The organism is Nonomuraea sp. NPDC048892 (assembly GCF_040649735.1).
GTDB lineage: Bacteria > Actinomycetota > Actinomycetes > Streptosporangiales > Streptosporangiaceae > Nonomuraea > Nonomuraea maheshkhaliensis.
Map to the genome: position 1 here is coordinate 253,784 of NZ_JBEZFZ010000014.1, position 15,662 is coordinate 269,445.

The following is a 15,662-nucleotide window of genomic DNA, read 5'->3' on the forward strand; positions in this document are numbered from 1 at the left end:
CAACGTCCACCCTCTGTGGAATTTCGCCAGTCTCGGCTACCGTGCATATGTGCCCCCCGAGACAGTCGAGGTTCGTCGCAGTTCTCGTCGCCGGCGTACGGTCTCCGCCTACCGCGACGGCGACAAGACGATCGTGCTCCTGCCCGCCTGGTTGAGCGGCGAAGACGCGGATGAGTGGGTGAGCCGGATGCTGGATCGGCTGGCCGCCAAGGAACGCCGAAGAAGGCCCACCGACGAGGCGCTGCTCGAGCGGGCCAAGGAGCTGTCGGCCAAATATCTGGACGGCGAGCCCGACCCCGTGAGCGTGCGCTGGGTCGACAACCAGCAGCACCGCTGGGGCTCGTGCACCCCCGAGACCGGCACGATCCGGATCTCCACCAGGCTCAAGGGCCTGCCCGAGTGGGTCATCAACTATGTGATCATCCATGAGCTGGTGCACCTGCTGGTGCCCAGCCACGGGGCCAAGTTCTGGGCGCTGGTAGAACAGTATCCGAAGGCGGAGCGGGCCCGCGGGTTCCTCGAGGGATTCTCCGCGGCGGCCCACACGGCACCGGAGGAGTGTTGACGCGCATCGCCGCGGTCCTCGTCCATCAGCACATGGCACAGGCGGCCCCGCCGGGCGTCGACCCCAGGGAGTTCCTGGAGGCGGTGGCCGAAGACACCTACGAGATGGTCGCCGGCCTCGACCTCGTCACCCCGGTCCTGCTCACCAGCGTCCCCGGTCTGGACGACCTCGTCTGGCCGGGCACCGAGGTGATCTCGATCGCCGAGGGCGAACCGCTCAGGGCGACCCTCGCCCGCCTCGACGCTGAGCAGGCGGCCGTGATCAGCGCCGACGCCCCTGACCTGCCGCCGCTGCTGGTCGGCAAGCTGTTCAGGGAGCTGGGCCGGGCCGAGATCGTCGTCTGCCCGGCGGAGAACGGCGGCGCCGTGGCCCTGGCCTGCGTGCTGCCCCCGCCCGCCTGGGCGGACCCCGACCTCGACGCGTACGACATCGTCAAGGAGCTGCGCGCCCAGGCCCCAGGCCCGCGCCGGGTCGCCACCACCCCTGGCTGGCACCGCCTGCGCGCACCTGAGGACGTCGCCCGCCTCGACCCCGGCCTCGAAGGCTGGGACAACACCAGAGCGCTGGTCGGGGCAGGCTGAGAGCTCGCCACCCCGAGCCGAGCGCCGACCGGGGCAGGCCGATCAGGGCAGGCTGAGCCGGGCCAGCACGGCCCGGTGGTCGGTGCCCGGCACGTCGCGCACGCTGACCTCCTGCACCCCCACCCGCTGATCCACCAGCACATGATCGATCGTGATGAACGGCGGCACCCGCTTGTTGGCCGGCCACGTCGGGATCAGCCCGGCCCCCACCTGGTCGGCCGCGTCCTTGTAGCCCCGCGACAGCACCCCGCGCAACGCGGCGTGGTCGAGCGAGGCGTTGAAGTCGCCGGCGATGATCCGGATCCGGTCGGGGGAGGTGGAGGGAAAGGCCGCCATTGCCTCGTTCCAGCCGGTGACCTGCGGGCCCAGCGGCGGGAACGGATGCGCGTCCACGAACTCGATCGGCTTGCCGCCCGGCACCGAGATCAGCGCCGCGGGCATCTGGTGGCCGACGGGCGGCATCAGGTCCCAGAGCGCCTCCATCGGGTAGCGGGAGTAGATGCCGCTGCCTCCGGCACTCCACTCGGCCTGGAGCACGCGGTGCGGCATGATCTCCTTCAGCCCGTCCGCGTCCAGGTCGGCGACCGCCCCGGGGGTCAGCTCCTGGGTGCTGAGCACGTCGGGGGCGAACTCGCGTACCAACCGCATGATCGACGCGACGTCGGCCCGGCCGAACAGCATGTTGATCGTCATGACCCGCAGCGGCCGCGCCGACGCGGCGTCGGCGGTGCCGAGCGCCCTGGGCAGCACGCTGAAGCCGAGCGCGGTCGTCGCGAGCAGCGCGACGGCGGCCGCGGCGCGCTTGCGGCCGACGGCGGCGATCAGGAGCGGCACCAGAGAACCCGCCGCCGCGTACGGGGTCGCGGTCATGAGCTGGGTGGGCAGCGAGCCGCGCTCCAGCCCCGCCACCCTGACCAGCGCCCAGGCGGCGAACGGCGTCACCGCCACCCATGTCAGCGCCGTCGCGGGGAACTTCCTGCGCTTTCGCACCGGTGTCACGATGGTGCCGCCGACAGGCGATGTCTCCACGCAAGCCCCCTTTGGAACGACGCAAAACGCCGCAGATGGACTCTAGCCAAGCGCGCGTGAATCCGAGGTAAGGGCGGCCTGTCCGCGTGCGGCCAAACGGCGGGTCGCCTCGTCGGACAGCTCCGGGATCTCGTCCACGGGGAACCAGCGCAGGTCGAGCGACTCCTCGCTCATCACGGCCTCCGCTCCGGCCGGCGCCACCGCCGCGTATTCGACGTCGAGGTGCCAGCAGCGCGGCGGATGGCACCACACGGCGTGCCGGTCGAGCGCGAGCGGACCCGGCAGCAGCCGGAGCCCGGAGATCCCCGACTCCTCCCACGCCTCCCGCAGCGCCACCGCCGCGAGGGACGTGTCGGAGATCTCACAGTGGCCGCCCATGGGCAGCCACATCTTGGCCTTCGGATGCAGGGTGAGCAGCACCTTGGCGCCGTCGTGCGACAGCACCGCGGTCGTCGCCGTCAGATGCCCGGGAACGCACTCACGCAGCATGGCGTCGTCGTGCTCGCGCAGGTGGTCGAGGAACTGCTCGCGCAGCGCCTCCTCCTCGGGGGTGGGCGCCGTCCAGGTGGACAGCACCGCCACCGCGTCGTGGTGCAGGCTCAACCCTGGCCGCCCTCGCCGTCGTCGTCGGGCTTGGCGTCGAGCTGCGAGATGTCCCAGGCCGTGTCCCCGCGTACGAACGCATCGGGGTCGTCGAGGTCGTCGGCCGTCGGCATGAGGTCGGGGTGGCTCCACAGCGCGTCGCGCCCGTCGACGCCGCGCTCGTTCTCCAGCGCCCGCCACAGCGCCGCCGCCTCGCGCAGCCGCCTGGGCCGCAGCTCCAGCCCCACCAGCGTGCCGAACGTCAGCTCGGCGGGCCCGCCGGTGGCACGGCGGCGGCGTACGGTCTCGGCCAGCGCCACGGCGGAGGGCAGCTTGCCGTCGGCGGCCTGGTCGACCACCGTCGCCACCCAGCCCTCGACCAGCGCGAGCATCGTCTCCAGCCGCGCCAGGGCGGCCTTCTGCCGCTCGGTCTCCTCGGGCTTGAGCAGGTTGCCCCCGCTCAGCGCCTCCTGGATGGCCTCGGGGTTGTTGATGTCGAGCCCGCGGATCTGCTCTTCGAGCGCGGAGGTGTCGACCGTGATGCCCCTGGCGTATTCCTCGACCGCCCCCAGCAGGTGTGAGCGCAGCCACGGCACGTGCTGGAACAGCCGGTGGTGCGCGGCCTCGCGCAGCGCCAGGTAGAGCCTGATCTCGTCGGCGGGGACCTCCAGGCCCTCGCTGAAGGAGGCGATGCCGCCCGGCAGCAGCGCGGCCGTGTCGGACAGCGGCAGGCCGATGTCGGTGGTGCCGATGACCTCGCGGGCCAGCGAGCCGAGTGCCTGCCCGATCTGCTGGCCGACCATCATGCCGCCCATCTGCTTGAGCATGCCCATGAGCGGCCCGGCCATCTGCTGGGCCTCAGGAGGCAGCCCTGAGCCGCCGAGCGCGCCGCCCATGGTCTCGACCATGCGCTCCGCGATCGGTTCGCAAAGCTTTCGCCAAATCGGGATCGTGTTCTCGATCCACTCAGACCGGCTCCAGGCCTGCGGGTTGGACACGCCGCTCGGCAGCGCGGTCGCCTCGTTGAGCCACAGGTCGGCCAGGCTGAGCGCCTCGACGATCTGACGGCGCTCGCCTTCCATGACACTCGGGTCGCCCTCGGCGACCACGGCGTGCCGGGCGATGTTCTTGGCCATGTCCCAGTTGACAGGGCCTGAACCCTGGGGCGCCGACAACATGTCGGCGAACTGGCGCATCGCCTGAGCCATCTGCTCAGGGTTGCCGAACATGGCGAACGGGTTCTCGTTGGGGTCGTTTTCGCGACCTGGCAGGTCAGTCACCGCTCTACCTCGTGCAGGATGGAGGAGTCCACATCCGCCACGTTAGCCGTCCTACGGCGGATCAGTGCAAAGTGAGGACCTGGTGCCTACCTCGAAACGCCCGCGTCAACCCGTCGTCGCCGTAACGGGCGCGGCCTCCGGACTAGGTCGCGAAGTGCTCGTGAAGCTCGTCTCCTCCGCGGATTTCCGCAGAGTGGTGGCCATCGACGAAGAACGCGGCGACGTCCAGGAAGCCACGTGGAGGGTGATCGACGTCCGAGATCCGCTCTTGGCGAACCGGATCTCCGACATCGACGTGCTGATCCATCTGGCCGGCGACTACGCCGTCGACTCCGACCCGGCCGAGCGGCGGGCCTACAACCTGCGCGCCGCCCAGACGGTGCTGACGGCCTGCGCCGCCGCACGCGTGCGCCGTGTGGTGCTCGTCACCAGCGCGATGGTGTACGGCGCCGCGCCCGACAACGAGGTGCCGCTGCCCGAGGACGCCCCGGTGGCGGCCGAGCCCGACACCGGCGTCGTGGGCGACTTCCTGGAGATCGAGTCCCTCGTCCGCAGGTCGTTGCGCAGCCACCCGGGCGTGGAGGTGACCGTTCTGCGCCCGGCCGCGGTCGTCGGCCCCGGCGTCGACACGGTGCTCACCCGCCACTTCGAGTCGCCCAGGCTGCTGACCGTCAAGGGCTGCAGCCCGCACTGGCAGTTCTGCCACATCGACGACCTCGTCTCGGCGCTGGAACTGGCGGCGCGCGGCGTGGTCAGCGGCGTGCTGGCGGTCGGCTCGGACGGCTGGCTGGAGCAGGAGCAGGTCGAGGAACTGTCCGGCATCCGCAGCCTGGAGCTGCCCGCCGGCCTGACCTTCGGCACGGCGCAGCGCCTGCACCGTCTCGGCGTTACTCCGGCCCCCGCCACCGACCTGCACTACGTCGTCTATCCGTGGGTGGTCGACTGCGCGGTGCTGCGCGAGGCGGGCTGGAAACCGGCGTGGACCAACGAGGCCGCGTTGCGGCAGCTCATGGAGCTGCGCGAGAACAGGACGACCGTGGTCGGCCGGCGCCTGCCGGTCAAGGAGGCCACGCTCACCGCCGCCGGCGCCACCGTGGCCGTGATCGGCACCGCCGCCATCGTCCGGCAGGTCCGCAAAAAGCGCCGCCAATGATGCTTCTTCGCGGCGCGTAAGAAACGCGGCCGGTAAAGGTTAGGCTTTTTCCGTGGACGTCATCCGGTTGCTCGGCATTCGTGACACACCGCTCTCGGTCGACGAGGTGCTGGCCGCCGTCGGCGACCACGCCGCGGGCGGCACCACGTTCTTCGTGGGCACCGTGCGCGAGCAGGACCACGGCAAGGCGGTGACCGGCCTGTCCTACTCGGCGCATCCGACCGCCGAGGCCGAGCTGCGCCAGGTGGCGGAGAAGGTGGCCGCCGACTTCCCGGTGACGGCGCTGGCCGCCGTGCACAGGGTGGGCGACCTGGCGCTGGGCGACACGGCGGTGATCGTCGCGGTCGCCGCGCCCCACAGGGACGAGGCGTTCAAGGCCGCGCGGCGGCTGATCGACGACCTCAAGGCACACGTCCCCATCTGGAAACACCAGGTGTTCTTCGACGGCGAGACCGAGTGGGTCGGCGCCGGAGAATAAGCTCATCGACATGTCACGACGCGCCCTGACCCTGCTGCTCGCGGGTTTCCTCGTGCTCGCGTTCGGGGTGGTGGGCGCCTTCCGTCCGGTCCCGTACGTCGTGCTGAGCCCAGGGCCGACGGAGAACACCATCGGCGAGGTCGACAAGAAGCCGGTCATCTCGATCAAGGGCCGGCAGACCTACCCCACCAAGGGCGCGCTCCACCTGGTCACGGTGGCCTACCAGGGCGGCCCCGCGGCCCAGATCGACCTGCTCACGGCCCTGCGGGGCTGGATCGACCCCACCGTGGCGGTGGTCCCGCAGGAGACGATCTTCGCTCCCGACCGCGATCCGAAGCAGGTCGAGGAGGAGAACGCGGTCGAGATGACCAACTCCCAGGACTCCGCGACCGCCGCCGCGCTCAACGAGCTCAAGATCCCTTACTCGATGGCCGTGAGCGTGGCCTACACCGAGAAGGGCAAGCCCGCCGACGGCAAGCTGAAGAAGGACGACGAGATCGTCGCCGTCGACGGCAAGGCGGCCAGGGACGTCACCGCCGTCAGCGACGCGGTCAAGGCGCACAAGACGGGCGACAACGTCGTCTTCACCATCACCCGCGGCAAGGACAAGCTCGACGTCACCGTGCCGACCGTGGCGGGCCCCAAGGGGCAGCCTCTGGTGGGGGTGACGATGCAGGCGAAATACAAGTTCCCGTTCGAGGTCGACATCAACGTGGGCGACGTCGGCGGGCCCAGCGCCGGGCTGATGTTCTCGCTCGGCATACTCGACAAGCTCACGCCCGGCGAGCTCACCGGCGGCAAGCAGATCGCCGGCACCGGCACGATCGATCCCGGCGGCGCCGTCGGGCCGATCGGCGGGATCGCGCAGAAGATGGTCGGGGCGAAGGATTCCGGCGCCACGATCTTCCTGACCCCCGCCGACAACTGCGCGGAGGCCATGAAAGCCGTGCCCGACGGGCTGCGGCTGGTCAGAGCGGACACGTTGCACAGCGCGGTGCAGGCGCTCGACGCGCTGCGCACCGGCAAGGGCGAGGTGCCCGCTTGTGAGACCGGATGAAACTTCTGGCCATCGCCGTGCGTTAGTCGTAGGGCTGGCACAGCGGTGTAAGTTGCCAGACACGGACCGTTTCTTCATTACGACGAGGGGTTGGCCTTGAGCTTCCGGACCCCAGGAGCCGGCAGGGCGATGCGCTTGCCCCGCCGACCGCGACTGCTTCTGCCTGTGGCGATCGCTCTGGTAGTGATCGTCGCGCTCTTTTTCCTTTTTTCGGGCATCTATACCGATTTTTTGTGGTTTGACTCGACCGGCTTCACCTCGGTCTTCAGCGGAGTGCTGCTGACCCAGATCGTGCTGTTCCTGGCCGGAGCGGTGCTGATGGTCGCCATCGCGGGCGGCAACATGCTGCTGGCCTTCCGCACCCGGCCCATGTTCGGGCCGGCGATGTTCGGCGGGGGCAGCGGAGCCGACCGCTACCGCATGGCGCTCGATCCCCACCGAAAGCTGATCTTCATCGTCGGCATGGGGTTGCTCGCGCTCTTCTCCGGCTCCTCGTTCGCGGGGCAGTGGAAGACCTGGCTGCAGTTCAGCAACGGCGCGTCCTTCGGCAAGCAGGACCCGATGTTCGGCTACGACATCGCGTTCTTCATGTTCGACTATCCGTTCATCCGGATGGTGCTGAACTTCCTGTTCACCGCCGTGATCATCTCCATCGTGCTGGCGGCGATCACCCACTACCTCTACGGCGGGTTCCGGCTGCAGTCGCCCGGCGTGCACGCCTCCAGGGCGGCCCGCGTCCACCTGTCGGCGCTGCTGGGCATCTTCGTCCTGCTCAAGGCCGTCGCCTACTGGATGGACCGCCTCGGCCTGGTCTTCTCCGACCGGGGCTTCGTCCACGGCGCCTCCTACACCGACGTCAACGCCGTGCTGCCGGCCAAGACCATCCTCGCGATCATCGCGCTGATCTGCGCCGCGCTGTTCTTCGCCGGCGTCGTGCGCCCCGGCGGCATGCTGCCCGGCGTCTCCTTCGGCCTGCTCGTGCTCTCGGCCATCCTGATCGGCGGCGTCTACCCGGCGCTGGTCGAGCAGTTCCAGGTCAAGCCCAACCAGCAGGGCAAAGAGGCGGCCTACATCCAGCGCAACATCGACGCGACACGGGCGGCGTACAACGTCGACAAGACCGAGGTGGAAAACTACAACGCCCAGGCCGACCCGACCAAGGTCCAGTCCAAGGGCGACACCTCCGTCTCCGGCGTGCGCTTGCTCGACCCGGCGCTGGTCTCCTCGACCTACGAGCAGACCCAGCGGATCAGGGGCTTCTACAGCTTCGCCGACCCGCTCGACGTCGACCGCTACCCCGACAGCTCGGGCAAGCTGATCGACCACATCGTCGGCGTACGCGAGCTGACCAGCCCGCCCGAGGGCCAGAACAACTGGATCAACCGGGCCCTCGTCTACACCCACGGCTACGGCTTCGTCGCCGCGCCGGGCAACCAGGTCGACTCCAGCGGCCTGCCCGCCTACGACGCCAAGGACATGCCGGTCAGCGGCCCGCTGGTCACCAGCACCAACCTCAAGGAGCCGCGCGTCTACTACGGCGAGGACCCGGCCTCGTCCTCCGAATACGTGATCGCGGGCGGCAACCCCAACAACCCGCAGGAGCTCGACTATCCGGAGACGGGCGGCACGGGCCAGAAGAACACGACCTACACCGGCACCGGCGGCGTGCCCGTCGGCTCGTTCGTCAACAGGCTCGTCTACGCCGCCAAGTACAGCGAGGCGAACATCGTCCTCTCCGGCGACATCAACGACAACTCCAAGATCCTGTACGTGCGCAACCCGCGCGACAGGGTGCAGAAGGTCGCGCCCTACCTCACCCTCGACGGCAACCCGTACCCGGCGATCGTCGACGGGCGCATCCAGTGGATCGTCGACGGTTACACGACCTCCAACGACTACCCGTACTCGCAGAGCGAAAGCCTCGGCGACATGACGCGCGACACCTCCACGGACCGTCGCGTGATCGCCCAGCAGCCGAGCGACAAGGTCAACTACATCCGCAACTCGGTGAAGGCCACCGTCGACGCCTACGACGGCACGGTCAAGCTCTACGCCTGGGACAACAACGACCCGGTGCTCAAGACGTGGAGCAACGCCTTCCCCGGCACCATCCGCCCGGCGTCGGAGATGAGCCCCGACCTGCGCCAGCACGTGCGCTACCCGGAAGACCTGTTCAAGGTGCAGCGCTACACCCTGTCGCGCTACCACATCACCAACCCGGCCGCCTTCTACAGCGGCCAGGACTTCTGGAACGTCCCGGGCGACCCGACACAGGGCGACAAGAACATCAAGCAGCCGCCCTACTACCTGACCACCACGATGCCGGGCAGCACGCCCGCGTTCTCGCTGACCACGACGTTCGTGCCGCGGCAGGGCCCCAACCTGGCTGCCTTCATGGCGGTCGACTCGTCGGAGGGCGCCGACTACGGCCGCATGCGCATCCTGCGCATGCCGTCGAGCACACCCATCCCAGGCCCAGGACAGGCGCAGAACTCCTTCCAGAGCCGTTTCGCGGGTGAGCTCAACCTGCTCGGCGTGGGTGCCTCGTCGGTCCGCTACGGCAACCTCCTGACGCTCCCGTACGCGGGCGGCCTGGTCTACATCGAACCGGTGTACATCCAGGTGGCCGCGGGCGGCGGGCAGGAGCCGTACCCGATCCTGCAGCGGGTGCTGGTGTCGTTCGGCAGCAAGATCGGCGTGGCGCGCACCCTGGACGAGGCGCTCCAGGAGGTCTTCGGCAGCGAGCAGGAAGAACAGGCGCAGCCGAGCGATCAACAGCAACAGGGGCGGCCAGAACAGGCCAACACGGCGCTCAACTCGGCCATCTCCAACGCCAAGAAGGCCTACTCGGACGCGCAGAAGGCCCTTCAGGCCAGCCCGCCCGACTGGGACGCCTACGGCGACGCCCAGAAGCGGCTGGAGGAGGCGCTCAAGGCGCTGGAAGGGGCGAACACGCAGCAGGAGACCGCGCCGTCGCCCTCGGCCTCACCGTCGGCCAGCGCGTCACCCACCGCCTCGACCACCGCGGCACCGACCGGGTCGCCTCCGGCGACACCGCCACCGGCGTCGCCGTCGGCCTCTCCGACCGGTTAGCCGGCCCGGAACCGGCCCGGAACCGAGGCGGAAACAGGATCTGGTTTGCGTACACCCCGCGTCGCCGATAGTCTTGTAAAGCACGAAGACGACGCGGGGTGGAGCAGTTCGGTAGCTCGCTGGGCTCATAACCCAGAGGTCGCAGGTTCAAATCCTGCCCCCGCTACCAGGCCGAAGGCCCGGGATTTCGACATCGGAAACCCGGGCTTTCGCGTGTGAGCGAGGGATCACGGTCCATCCACTCTCAGGAAGCCTGTATAGTAACTAGTGACACACCGACGCGGGGTGGAGCAGTTCGGTAGCTCGCTGGGCTCATAACCCAGAGGTCGCAGGTTCAAATCCTGTCCCCGCTACCAAAGAAAATCCTCGGTCGCCAGAACATCTGGCGGCCGGGGATTTTTCGTTTGTGCCCATGTATGGACGGCCTGGCGTTATGTCCGGATAATGCCTTGTTTCATGGCCTGTGGTGGTGATCACATGATTACATGGCTGATGAGACAGTGCCCACTCTGTACGAATGGGCCGGCGGCACCGAGGCGCTGGAGCGGCTGACCGAGGTCTTCTACCGCAGTGTCGTCAAGGACGATCTGATCGGGCCGCTGTTCGCGCACATGGATGGCGATCATCCGAAGTACGTGGCGATGTGGCTCAGCGAGGTCTTCGGCGGCCCCGACCGCTACACCCGCGAACGCGGCGGCTATCCCAACATGCTCCGCCACCACCTCGGCAAGGCCATCACCGAGCCGCAGCGGCGCAGATGGGTGAGCCTGCTCATGGACGCGGCCGACGAGGTCGGTCTGCCCGACGATCCCGAGTTCAGGGCGGCGTTCGCGGGTTACATCGAATGGGGCACCCGGCTGGCCAGGTCCAACTCCCAGCCCGGCGCGACCCCGCCTGCGCAGGCGCCGGTGCCGCACTGGGGCTGGGGCGTGGCGCCGCCGTACCAGCCTTAGCCCCGCCGCTTAGCCCTGCCGCTCAACCGGGCCGCTTAACCTGGAGGAATGGGAGGCAGGCCCCGAGGGCGGCTGCGAGTCCACCTGGGCGTCGCGCCCGGGGTGGGCAAGACGTACGCCATGCTCAGCGAGGCGCGGCGCGCCCGCGAACGGGGCGAGGACGTCGTCGTGGGCCTCGTCGAGACCCACGGCCGTGCCGCCACCGCCCGCCTCCTCGACGGCCTGGAGGTCCTGCCCCTGCGGACCCTGCCGTACCGGGGGACGACGTTCACCGAGCTGAACGTCGGTGCCGTCATCGCGCGCGCTCCCGCGATCGTCCTGATCGACGAGCTGGCCCACACCAACGTCCCCGGCTCGCGCAACGCCAAGCGCTGGCAGGACGTGGCCGAGATCCTCGACGCCGGGATCGACGTCGTCTCCGCCGTCGGCGTCCAGCACCTCGCATCGCTGAACGACGCGGTCGAGCGGATCACGGGGGTGCGGCAGCGGGAGACCGTACCGGATGAGGTGCTGCGGCGGGCCGACCGGATCGAGCTGGTCGATCTGCCGCCCGAGACGCTGCTGCGGCGGCTGGCCCACGGGGGCCTCTACCCGGCCGACCAGGTGGACGCGGCCCTCGCCGGCCATTTCCGCCTCGGCAACCTGACCGCCCTGCGGGAGCTCGCCCAGCGCTGGCTGGCGGCCGACTCGCGACTCGGCCTCGACCAGGACGAGCGGCTTGGCCTTGATAGGGACGGCGGGCCGGACGACGAGCGACCCCGCCTCGACCGGGACGAGCGGCTCTGTCTTGATCGGGACGGGCGGACGGACGGCGAGCGGCCCGGTTTCCCGGGCGCGCGTTCGTGGGAGGCGCGTGAGCGGGTGGTGGTCGCGCTCACGGGCGGGCCGGAGGGCGACACGCTCGTACGGCGGGCGGCCCGCATCGCCGCCAGAGGCAAGAACGTCGATCTGCTGGCCGTGCACGTCACCAACGCCGACGGTCCGCCCGGCGGCGACCCCGCCACCCTGGTACGCCAGCGCGCCCTCGTCGAGACCCTGGGCGGCACCTACCACCAGGTGGTCGGCGAGGACGTGCCGCGGGCGCTGCTGGAGTTCGCCCGTGGCGTGCGCGCCACGCAGCTCGTGCTCGGCGCGTCGCGGCGCCGGTGGCCGTTCGCGCGCGGGGTCGGTGCGACGACTTCGGCGCTGTCGGGCCCGATCGACGTGCACATCGTGCCGCACGAGGCGACCGGCCTGGGCCGCGGTCTGGCCCGGCCGGGTCCCGCGCTGACGCGGACGCGGAGGTTGTCGGGCTGGGCGCTGGCGCTGCTCGGGATGCCGCTGCTGGCGGCCGTGCTCGTGCCGCTGGGCCTGTCGCTGCCCAGCGAGCTGCTGCTCTTCCTGCTGCTCGTCGTGGCCGCCGCCATGGCGGGCGGCATGTGGCCCGCGCTGACGGCGGCGGTGTTCGCGTTCGGGCTGCTCAACTGGTTCTTCACGCCGCCGGTGCGCACGCTGACCGTCGCCAGGCCGGAGAACGTGCTCGCGCTGGTCATCTTCGTCCTGGTGGCCGTCATGGTCAGCACGGTCGTGGACCTGGCGGCCAGGCGCAGCAGGGAGGCGGCGCGCTCGCGTGCCGACGCCGAGGTGCTGTCCACGCTGGCCGGCCACGTGCTGCGGGGCGAGTCGGCGCTGCCGTCGCTGCTGGCCAGGACGCGGGAGACGTTCGGGCTGAGCGCGGTGACCCTGCTCGAACGGAGCGACGAGTCCGGCGAGTGGCGGGTCGTGGCCACGTCGGGAGGGATGCCCGCGACCCGTCCGGGATCGGCCGACACCGACGTCGCGGTCGACGACCGGCTCGTGCTGGCCGCGCGGGGGCGTCCGCTGGAGGTGAACGAGCGCAAGGTGCTGGAGGCGTTCGGGGCCCAGGCGGCGGTGGCGCTGCGGCAGCAGCGGCTGCGTGAGGTCGCCGACCGGGCCGGGCCGCTGGCCGAGGTCGACCGCATGCGTACGGCGCTGCTCGCCGCCGTCGGCCACGATCTGCGTACGCCGCTCGCCTCGGCCAGGGCCGCGGTCGAGAGCCTACGCAGCACCGACGTCACGTGGACCGAGGAGGATCGGGGCGAACTGCTCGCCACCGCCGACGAGTCGCTGATCAAGCTGAACCGCCTCGTGTCCAACCTGCTCGACATGAGCCGCCTCCAGGCCGGAGCCCTCGGCGTGCGGCTCGAACCGGTGGCGATCGAGGACGTGCTGCCGCACGCCGTGGACGACCTCGGCCCGCTGCGCGACCGCCTCGAAACCGACATACCGTCCGACCTGCCCGAGATCTCGGCCGACCCCGCCCTGCTGGAACGCGTACTCGTCAACCTGATCACAAACGCCGTGCGCCACAACCCCGGCGGCGAACCCGTACGCGTCACCGCCGGCTCCCACGGCGGCGACGTGGAGATCCACGTCATCGACCGGGGCCCCGGCATTCCCGCCGAAGCGCATGAAAGGGTGTTCCTGCCGTTCCAGCGGCTCGGCGACCGTGACAACCACGCGGGCGTGGGGCTCGGGCTGGCGCTCTCACGCGGCCTCACCGAGGCGATGGGAGGCACGCTCACGCCTCAGGACACGCCAGGAGGAGGACTGACCATGACCATCTCGCTGCGGCGGGCCTCATGACGCGCGTACTCGTGGTGGACGACGAGCCGCAGATCCTGCGCGCCCTGCGCGTCAACCTGGCCGCCAGGCAGTACGAGGTAGCGGTGGCGCCCGACGGCGGCACGGCCCTGCGCCAGTCCGCCGAATGGCACCCCGACCTCGTCATCCTCGACCTCGGGCTGCCCGACCTCGACGGCGTGGAGGTCATCCAGGGCCTGCGCGGCTGGACCACCGTGCCGATCATCGTCCTGTCCGGCCGCGCGGACAGCACCGACAAGGTGGACGCCCTGGACGCCGGCGCCGACGACTACGTGACCAAGCCGTTCAGCATCGACGAACTGCTCGCGAGGGTGCGCGCGGTGACGCGCCGCACGGGTCAGCAGGACGAGGAGAACGCCACGGTACGGGTGGGCGACCACGTCGTCGACCTCGCCGACAAGACGGTCTCGGGCGGGGTGCACCTGACGCCCACGGAGTGGCACTTCCTGGAGCTGCTGGTACGCAATCCCGGCAAGCTGATCAGCCAGCGGCAGTTGCTCACCGAGGTGTGGGGGAGCGCGTACCTCAAGGAGACGCACTATCTGCGCCAGTACATGGCCCAGCTGCGGCGCAAGCTCGAACGGGACCCGGCGCATCCGGTGCAGCTGCTGACGGAGCCCGGGATGGGGTACCGATTCCAGCCACTGCCGCCGGAGTGATCCAGGGTCTGGCGATTGCCGGATTCAGACCCTGCCGCCGGGCATCCTGAACGCCTTCCGCACGGCCCAGCCCAGAAGCAGCAGGCCGAAGACGACCTGTACGACGCGCATCCAGAGGGAAGAGCCCTGGTCCGCGTAAATCACGATGCCCACCCACATCAGGCCAAATAGCCCAACCAAGATGATTGCCACCCAGTTCAGCCCCCGCTGCCACATATGCGAAGTCTTACAGGCGGTGCGCCAAGGGGAGGTATGCCCGAAGTCCTCATCACACCAGCGTGAACCGACGGTCGGCCACGTGGGCTGGGTGACCCGGCTTGGGCGGCCGGGAGTCGGGCAGCCCTGGGCGGATCGCCTGGGTGGCGTGACCGGAGCCGGGCAGCCATGGATCGGCGGCCTGACCGACGGCGCTGGACCGACAGCGCTGGACCGACGGTCATGGATCGGCGGCCTGAATGGTGCGGGTGCGGGTGCTTACCGGCGGAGGGTGCGGCCGGTGCCGACGCAACGGCGCAGGCGCATGCCGCGCGGCCGTCGCGGCGCCGGCTCCTCCAGGCAGGCGAGCAACGCCGCCGCCGCGCGCGCGTCGGACAGGATGCGCTGCACGGCCTCCCCGTCCTCCGGCAGCTGACCGCGCTCGGCCAGCTCGTGCTTCAGGAACGCCAGCGGCTCCGCCTCGCCGACGGTGTCCGCCGCCACCGTCGCGCGCGCGGCCGTGAGCAGGCGCAGGTAGTGGGTGCGCAGGACTGCCTCACGCATGCGCGCGTGTTCGAGGTCGTCGATCAGAGTCCTGGCGATGCGCAGCAGGTCACCCGCGTGGGTCGCCTCGTCGGCGAGGAACGCGCGAATGTCGTCGAACTCCGACCGGGTCATGGCCGCCACCTCCGAGAGCGCAGTCTGCTCGTACGTACTTCGTACGTGAGAACGATTGCGGATGACTTGCCATCGACTTGCGATCGGAGGCGTCGTGCAGGGGGTGGACAGGTGAGGTTTGAGGGTCTGGTGGTGAGGGGAGAACCGTCTGATTACCTGAGTCGGCCAAAGTGGGCGCGCCAGGCTGCTAGAGTTGCTTCGCGCAGGGCGGCCAAGAGGTTCCTAGAGCTTCGGAAGATGCCCGGCAAATCCCACTACCTTCAGGGTCGTCCTTCGATGGTGACAAACCACTTCGGATGAGCTGGTAAGTTTGAGGGGTTGTCTCCGAAAGGGGGCGGCGCTTAATTCCCGCAGGTCGAGCGAGTCCGGTCAATTTGACAGGGACTTGAACGGCTGAAAGAATTAAGACACAACGAAAGAACAAAACGGAGTGAACGCCTCCGAGCGGGAGCCGCGAGAGTGTGGTTTCGGTGAGGATGTACGCGTCCGTTTCTTGAGAACTCAACAGTGTGTTAAAAGCCAGTGCATGATTTTCATGCAACACCTCGTCAAGTCATAGTGCTTGATTTGGATTTTTGTTGGGATTGTTTCCAGACATTGTTTGGAGAGTTTGATCCTGGCTCAGGACGAACGCTGGCGGCGTGCTTAACACATGCAAGTCGAGCGGAAAGGCCCTTCGGGGTACTCGAGCGGCG

The 15,662-nt window shown here is 69.5% G+C and carries 14 protein-coding genes, 2 tRNA genes and 1 rRNA gene; 12 read left to right on the forward strand and 5 right to left on the reverse strand.

Annotated features, from left to right (window positions below):
- Positions 1-49 precede the first annotated feature (49 nt).
- Positions 50-565 (forward strand): M48 family metallopeptidase, encoded by a 516-nt coding sequence (locus AB0C28_RS36520; protein WP_169789153.1) that lies wholly within the window; start codon positions 50-52, stop codon positions 563-565.
- Positions 562-1,146: a hypothetical protein gene (locus tag AB0C28_RS36525; RefSeq protein WP_358080175.1), complete on the forward strand. Its 585-nt coding sequence runs from the start codon at positions 562-564 to the stop codon at positions 1,144-1,146. Before AB0C28_RS36520 ends, AB0C28_RS36525 begins: the two co-directional genes overlap by 4 nt.
- Before the next feature lie 42 nt (positions 1,147-1,188).
- On the opposite strand, the gene AB0C28_RS36530 is transcribed toward AB0C28_RS36525, so the two are convergent.
- The 3 genes from AB0C28_RS36530 to AB0C28_RS36540 form a co-directional block, all read right to left on the reverse strand.
- On the reverse strand, positions 1,189-2,136 hold the full coding sequence (locus tag AB0C28_RS36530) for an endonuclease/exonuclease/phosphatase family protein (RefSeq protein WP_358080176.1): 948 nt from the start codon (positions 2,134-2,136) through the stop codon (positions 1,189-1,191).
- An 81-nt stretch (positions 2,137-2,217) separates the two neighbouring features.
- Entirely contained in the window at positions 2,218-2,778 is a 561-nt protein-coding gene (locus AB0C28_RS36535) for an NUDIX domain-containing protein (RefSeq protein WP_358080177.1), read from the reverse strand.
- Positions 2,775-3,986 (reverse strand): zinc-dependent metalloprotease, encoded by a 1,212-nt coding sequence (locus AB0C28_RS36540; RefSeq protein WP_358080185.1) that lies wholly within the window; start codon positions 3,984-3,986, stop codon positions 2,775-2,777. Before AB0C28_RS36540 ends, AB0C28_RS36535 begins: the two co-directional genes overlap by 4 nt.
- A 130-nt stretch (positions 3,987-4,116) precedes the next feature.
- On the opposite strand from AB0C28_RS36540, the gene AB0C28_RS36545 reads away from it, so the two are divergent.
- The 9 genes from AB0C28_RS36545 (at position 4,117) to AB0C28_RS36585 (ending at position 14,094) form a co-directional block, all read left to right on the forward strand.
- A complete protein-coding gene (locus AB0C28_RS36545) occupies positions 4,117-5,190 on the forward strand; it encodes an NAD-dependent epimerase/dehydratase family protein (RefSeq protein ID WP_357855513.1) in 1,074 nt (357 codons plus the stop codon).
- A 52-nt stretch (positions 5,191-5,242) separates the two neighbouring features.
- Positions 5,243-5,668: a molybdenum cofactor biosynthesis protein MoaE gene (locus tag AB0C28_RS36550; protein WP_358080178.1), complete on the forward strand. Its 426-nt coding sequence runs from the start codon at positions 5,243-5,245 to the stop codon at positions 5,666-5,668.
- Positions 5,669-5,678: 10 nt separating this feature from the next.
- Positions 5,679-6,725 carry a PDZ domain-containing protein gene (locus AB0C28_RS36555; protein WP_357854548.1) on the forward strand — a complete coding sequence of 349 codons (1,047 nt, stop codon included), beginning with the start codon at positions 5,679-5,681 and terminating at the stop codon, positions 6,723-6,725.
- Between the two features lie 129 nt (positions 6,726-6,854).
- On the forward strand, positions 6,855-9,818 hold the full coding sequence (locus tag AB0C28_RS36560) for a UPF0182 family protein (RefSeq protein WP_357854545.1): 2,964 nt from the start codon (positions 6,855-6,857) through the stop codon (positions 9,816-9,818).
- A 92-nt stretch (positions 9,819-9,910) separates the two neighbouring features.
- Positions 9,911-9,987: transfer RNA gene (locus AB0C28_RS36565), tRNA-Met, on the forward strand.
- 110 nt (positions 9,988-10,097) lie between these two features.
- Positions 10,098-10,174 (forward strand) — tRNA-Met (locus tag AB0C28_RS36570).
- Between the two features lie 129 nt (positions 10,175-10,303).
- The gene (locus tag AB0C28_RS36575) at positions 10,304-10,771 is read left to right on the forward strand and encodes a group II truncated hemoglobin (RefSeq protein WP_357854542.1); all 468 of its coding nucleotides are present in this window, start codon (positions 10,304-10,306) and stop codon (positions 10,769-10,771) included.
- A 48-nt stretch (positions 10,772-10,819) separates the two neighbouring features.
- Complete coding sequence (locus tag AB0C28_RS36580) at positions 10,820-13,417, forward strand: ATP-binding protein (protein WP_358080179.1); 2,598 nt, start codon at positions 10,820-10,822, stop codon at positions 13,415-13,417.
- A complete protein-coding gene (locus tag AB0C28_RS36585; RefSeq protein ID WP_357854537.1) occupies positions 13,414-14,094 on the forward strand; it encodes a response regulator in 681 nt (226 codons plus the stop codon). Before AB0C28_RS36580 ends, AB0C28_RS36585 begins: the two co-directional genes overlap by 4 nt.
- 24 nt (positions 14,095-14,118) lie before the next feature.
- Here the strand turns inward: AB0C28_RS36585 and AB0C28_RS36590 are convergent, their stop codons facing one another.
- The gene (locus AB0C28_RS36590) at positions 14,119-14,247 is read right to left on the reverse strand and encodes a hypothetical protein (RefSeq protein WP_346114815.1); all 129 of its coding nucleotides are present in this window, start codon (positions 14,245-14,247) and stop codon (positions 14,119-14,121) included.
- Positions 14,248-14,568: 321 nt separating this feature from the next.
- Positions 14,569-14,967 carry a hypothetical protein gene (locus tag AB0C28_RS36595; RefSeq protein WP_106253654.1) on the reverse strand — a complete coding sequence of 133 codons (399 nt, stop codon included), beginning with the start codon at positions 14,965-14,967 and terminating at the stop codon, positions 14,569-14,571.
- 598 nt (positions 14,968-15,565) lie between these two features.
- On the opposite strand from AB0C28_RS36595, the gene AB0C28_RS36600 reads away from it, so the two are divergent.
- Positions 15,566-15,662, forward strand: a 16S ribosomal RNA gene (locus AB0C28_RS36600); the annotation flags it as partial.

Coding starts and splice junctions, on each gene's coding strand:
- AB0C28_RS36540 (WP_358080185.1), bottom strand. CDS start 3,986: ATGTTCGGCAACCCTGAGCAGATGGCTCAGGCGATGCGCCAGTTCGCC.
- AB0C28_RS36555 (WP_357854548.1), top strand. CDS start 5,679: ATGTCACGACGCGCCCTGACCCTGCTGCTCGCGGGTTTCCTCGTGCTC.
- AB0C28_RS36560 (WP_357854545.1), top strand. CDS start 6,855: ATGCGCTTGCCCCGCCGACCGCGACTGCTTCTGCCTGTGGCGATCGCT.
- AB0C28_RS36575 (WP_357854542.1), top strand. CDS start 10,304: ATGGCTGATGAGACAGTGCCCACTCTGTACGAATGGGCCGGCGGCACC.
- AB0C28_RS36580 (WP_358080179.1), top strand. CDS start 10,820: ATGGGAGGCAGGCCCCGAGGGCGGCTGCGAGTCCACCTGGGCGTCGCG.
- AB0C28_RS36585 (WP_357854537.1), top strand. CDS start 13,414: ATGACGCGCGTACTCGTGGTGGACGACGAGCCGCAGATCCTGCGCGCC.
- AB0C28_RS36595 (WP_106253654.1), bottom strand. CDS start 14,967: ATGACCCGGTCGGAGTTCGACGACATTCGCGCGTTCCTCGCCGACGAG.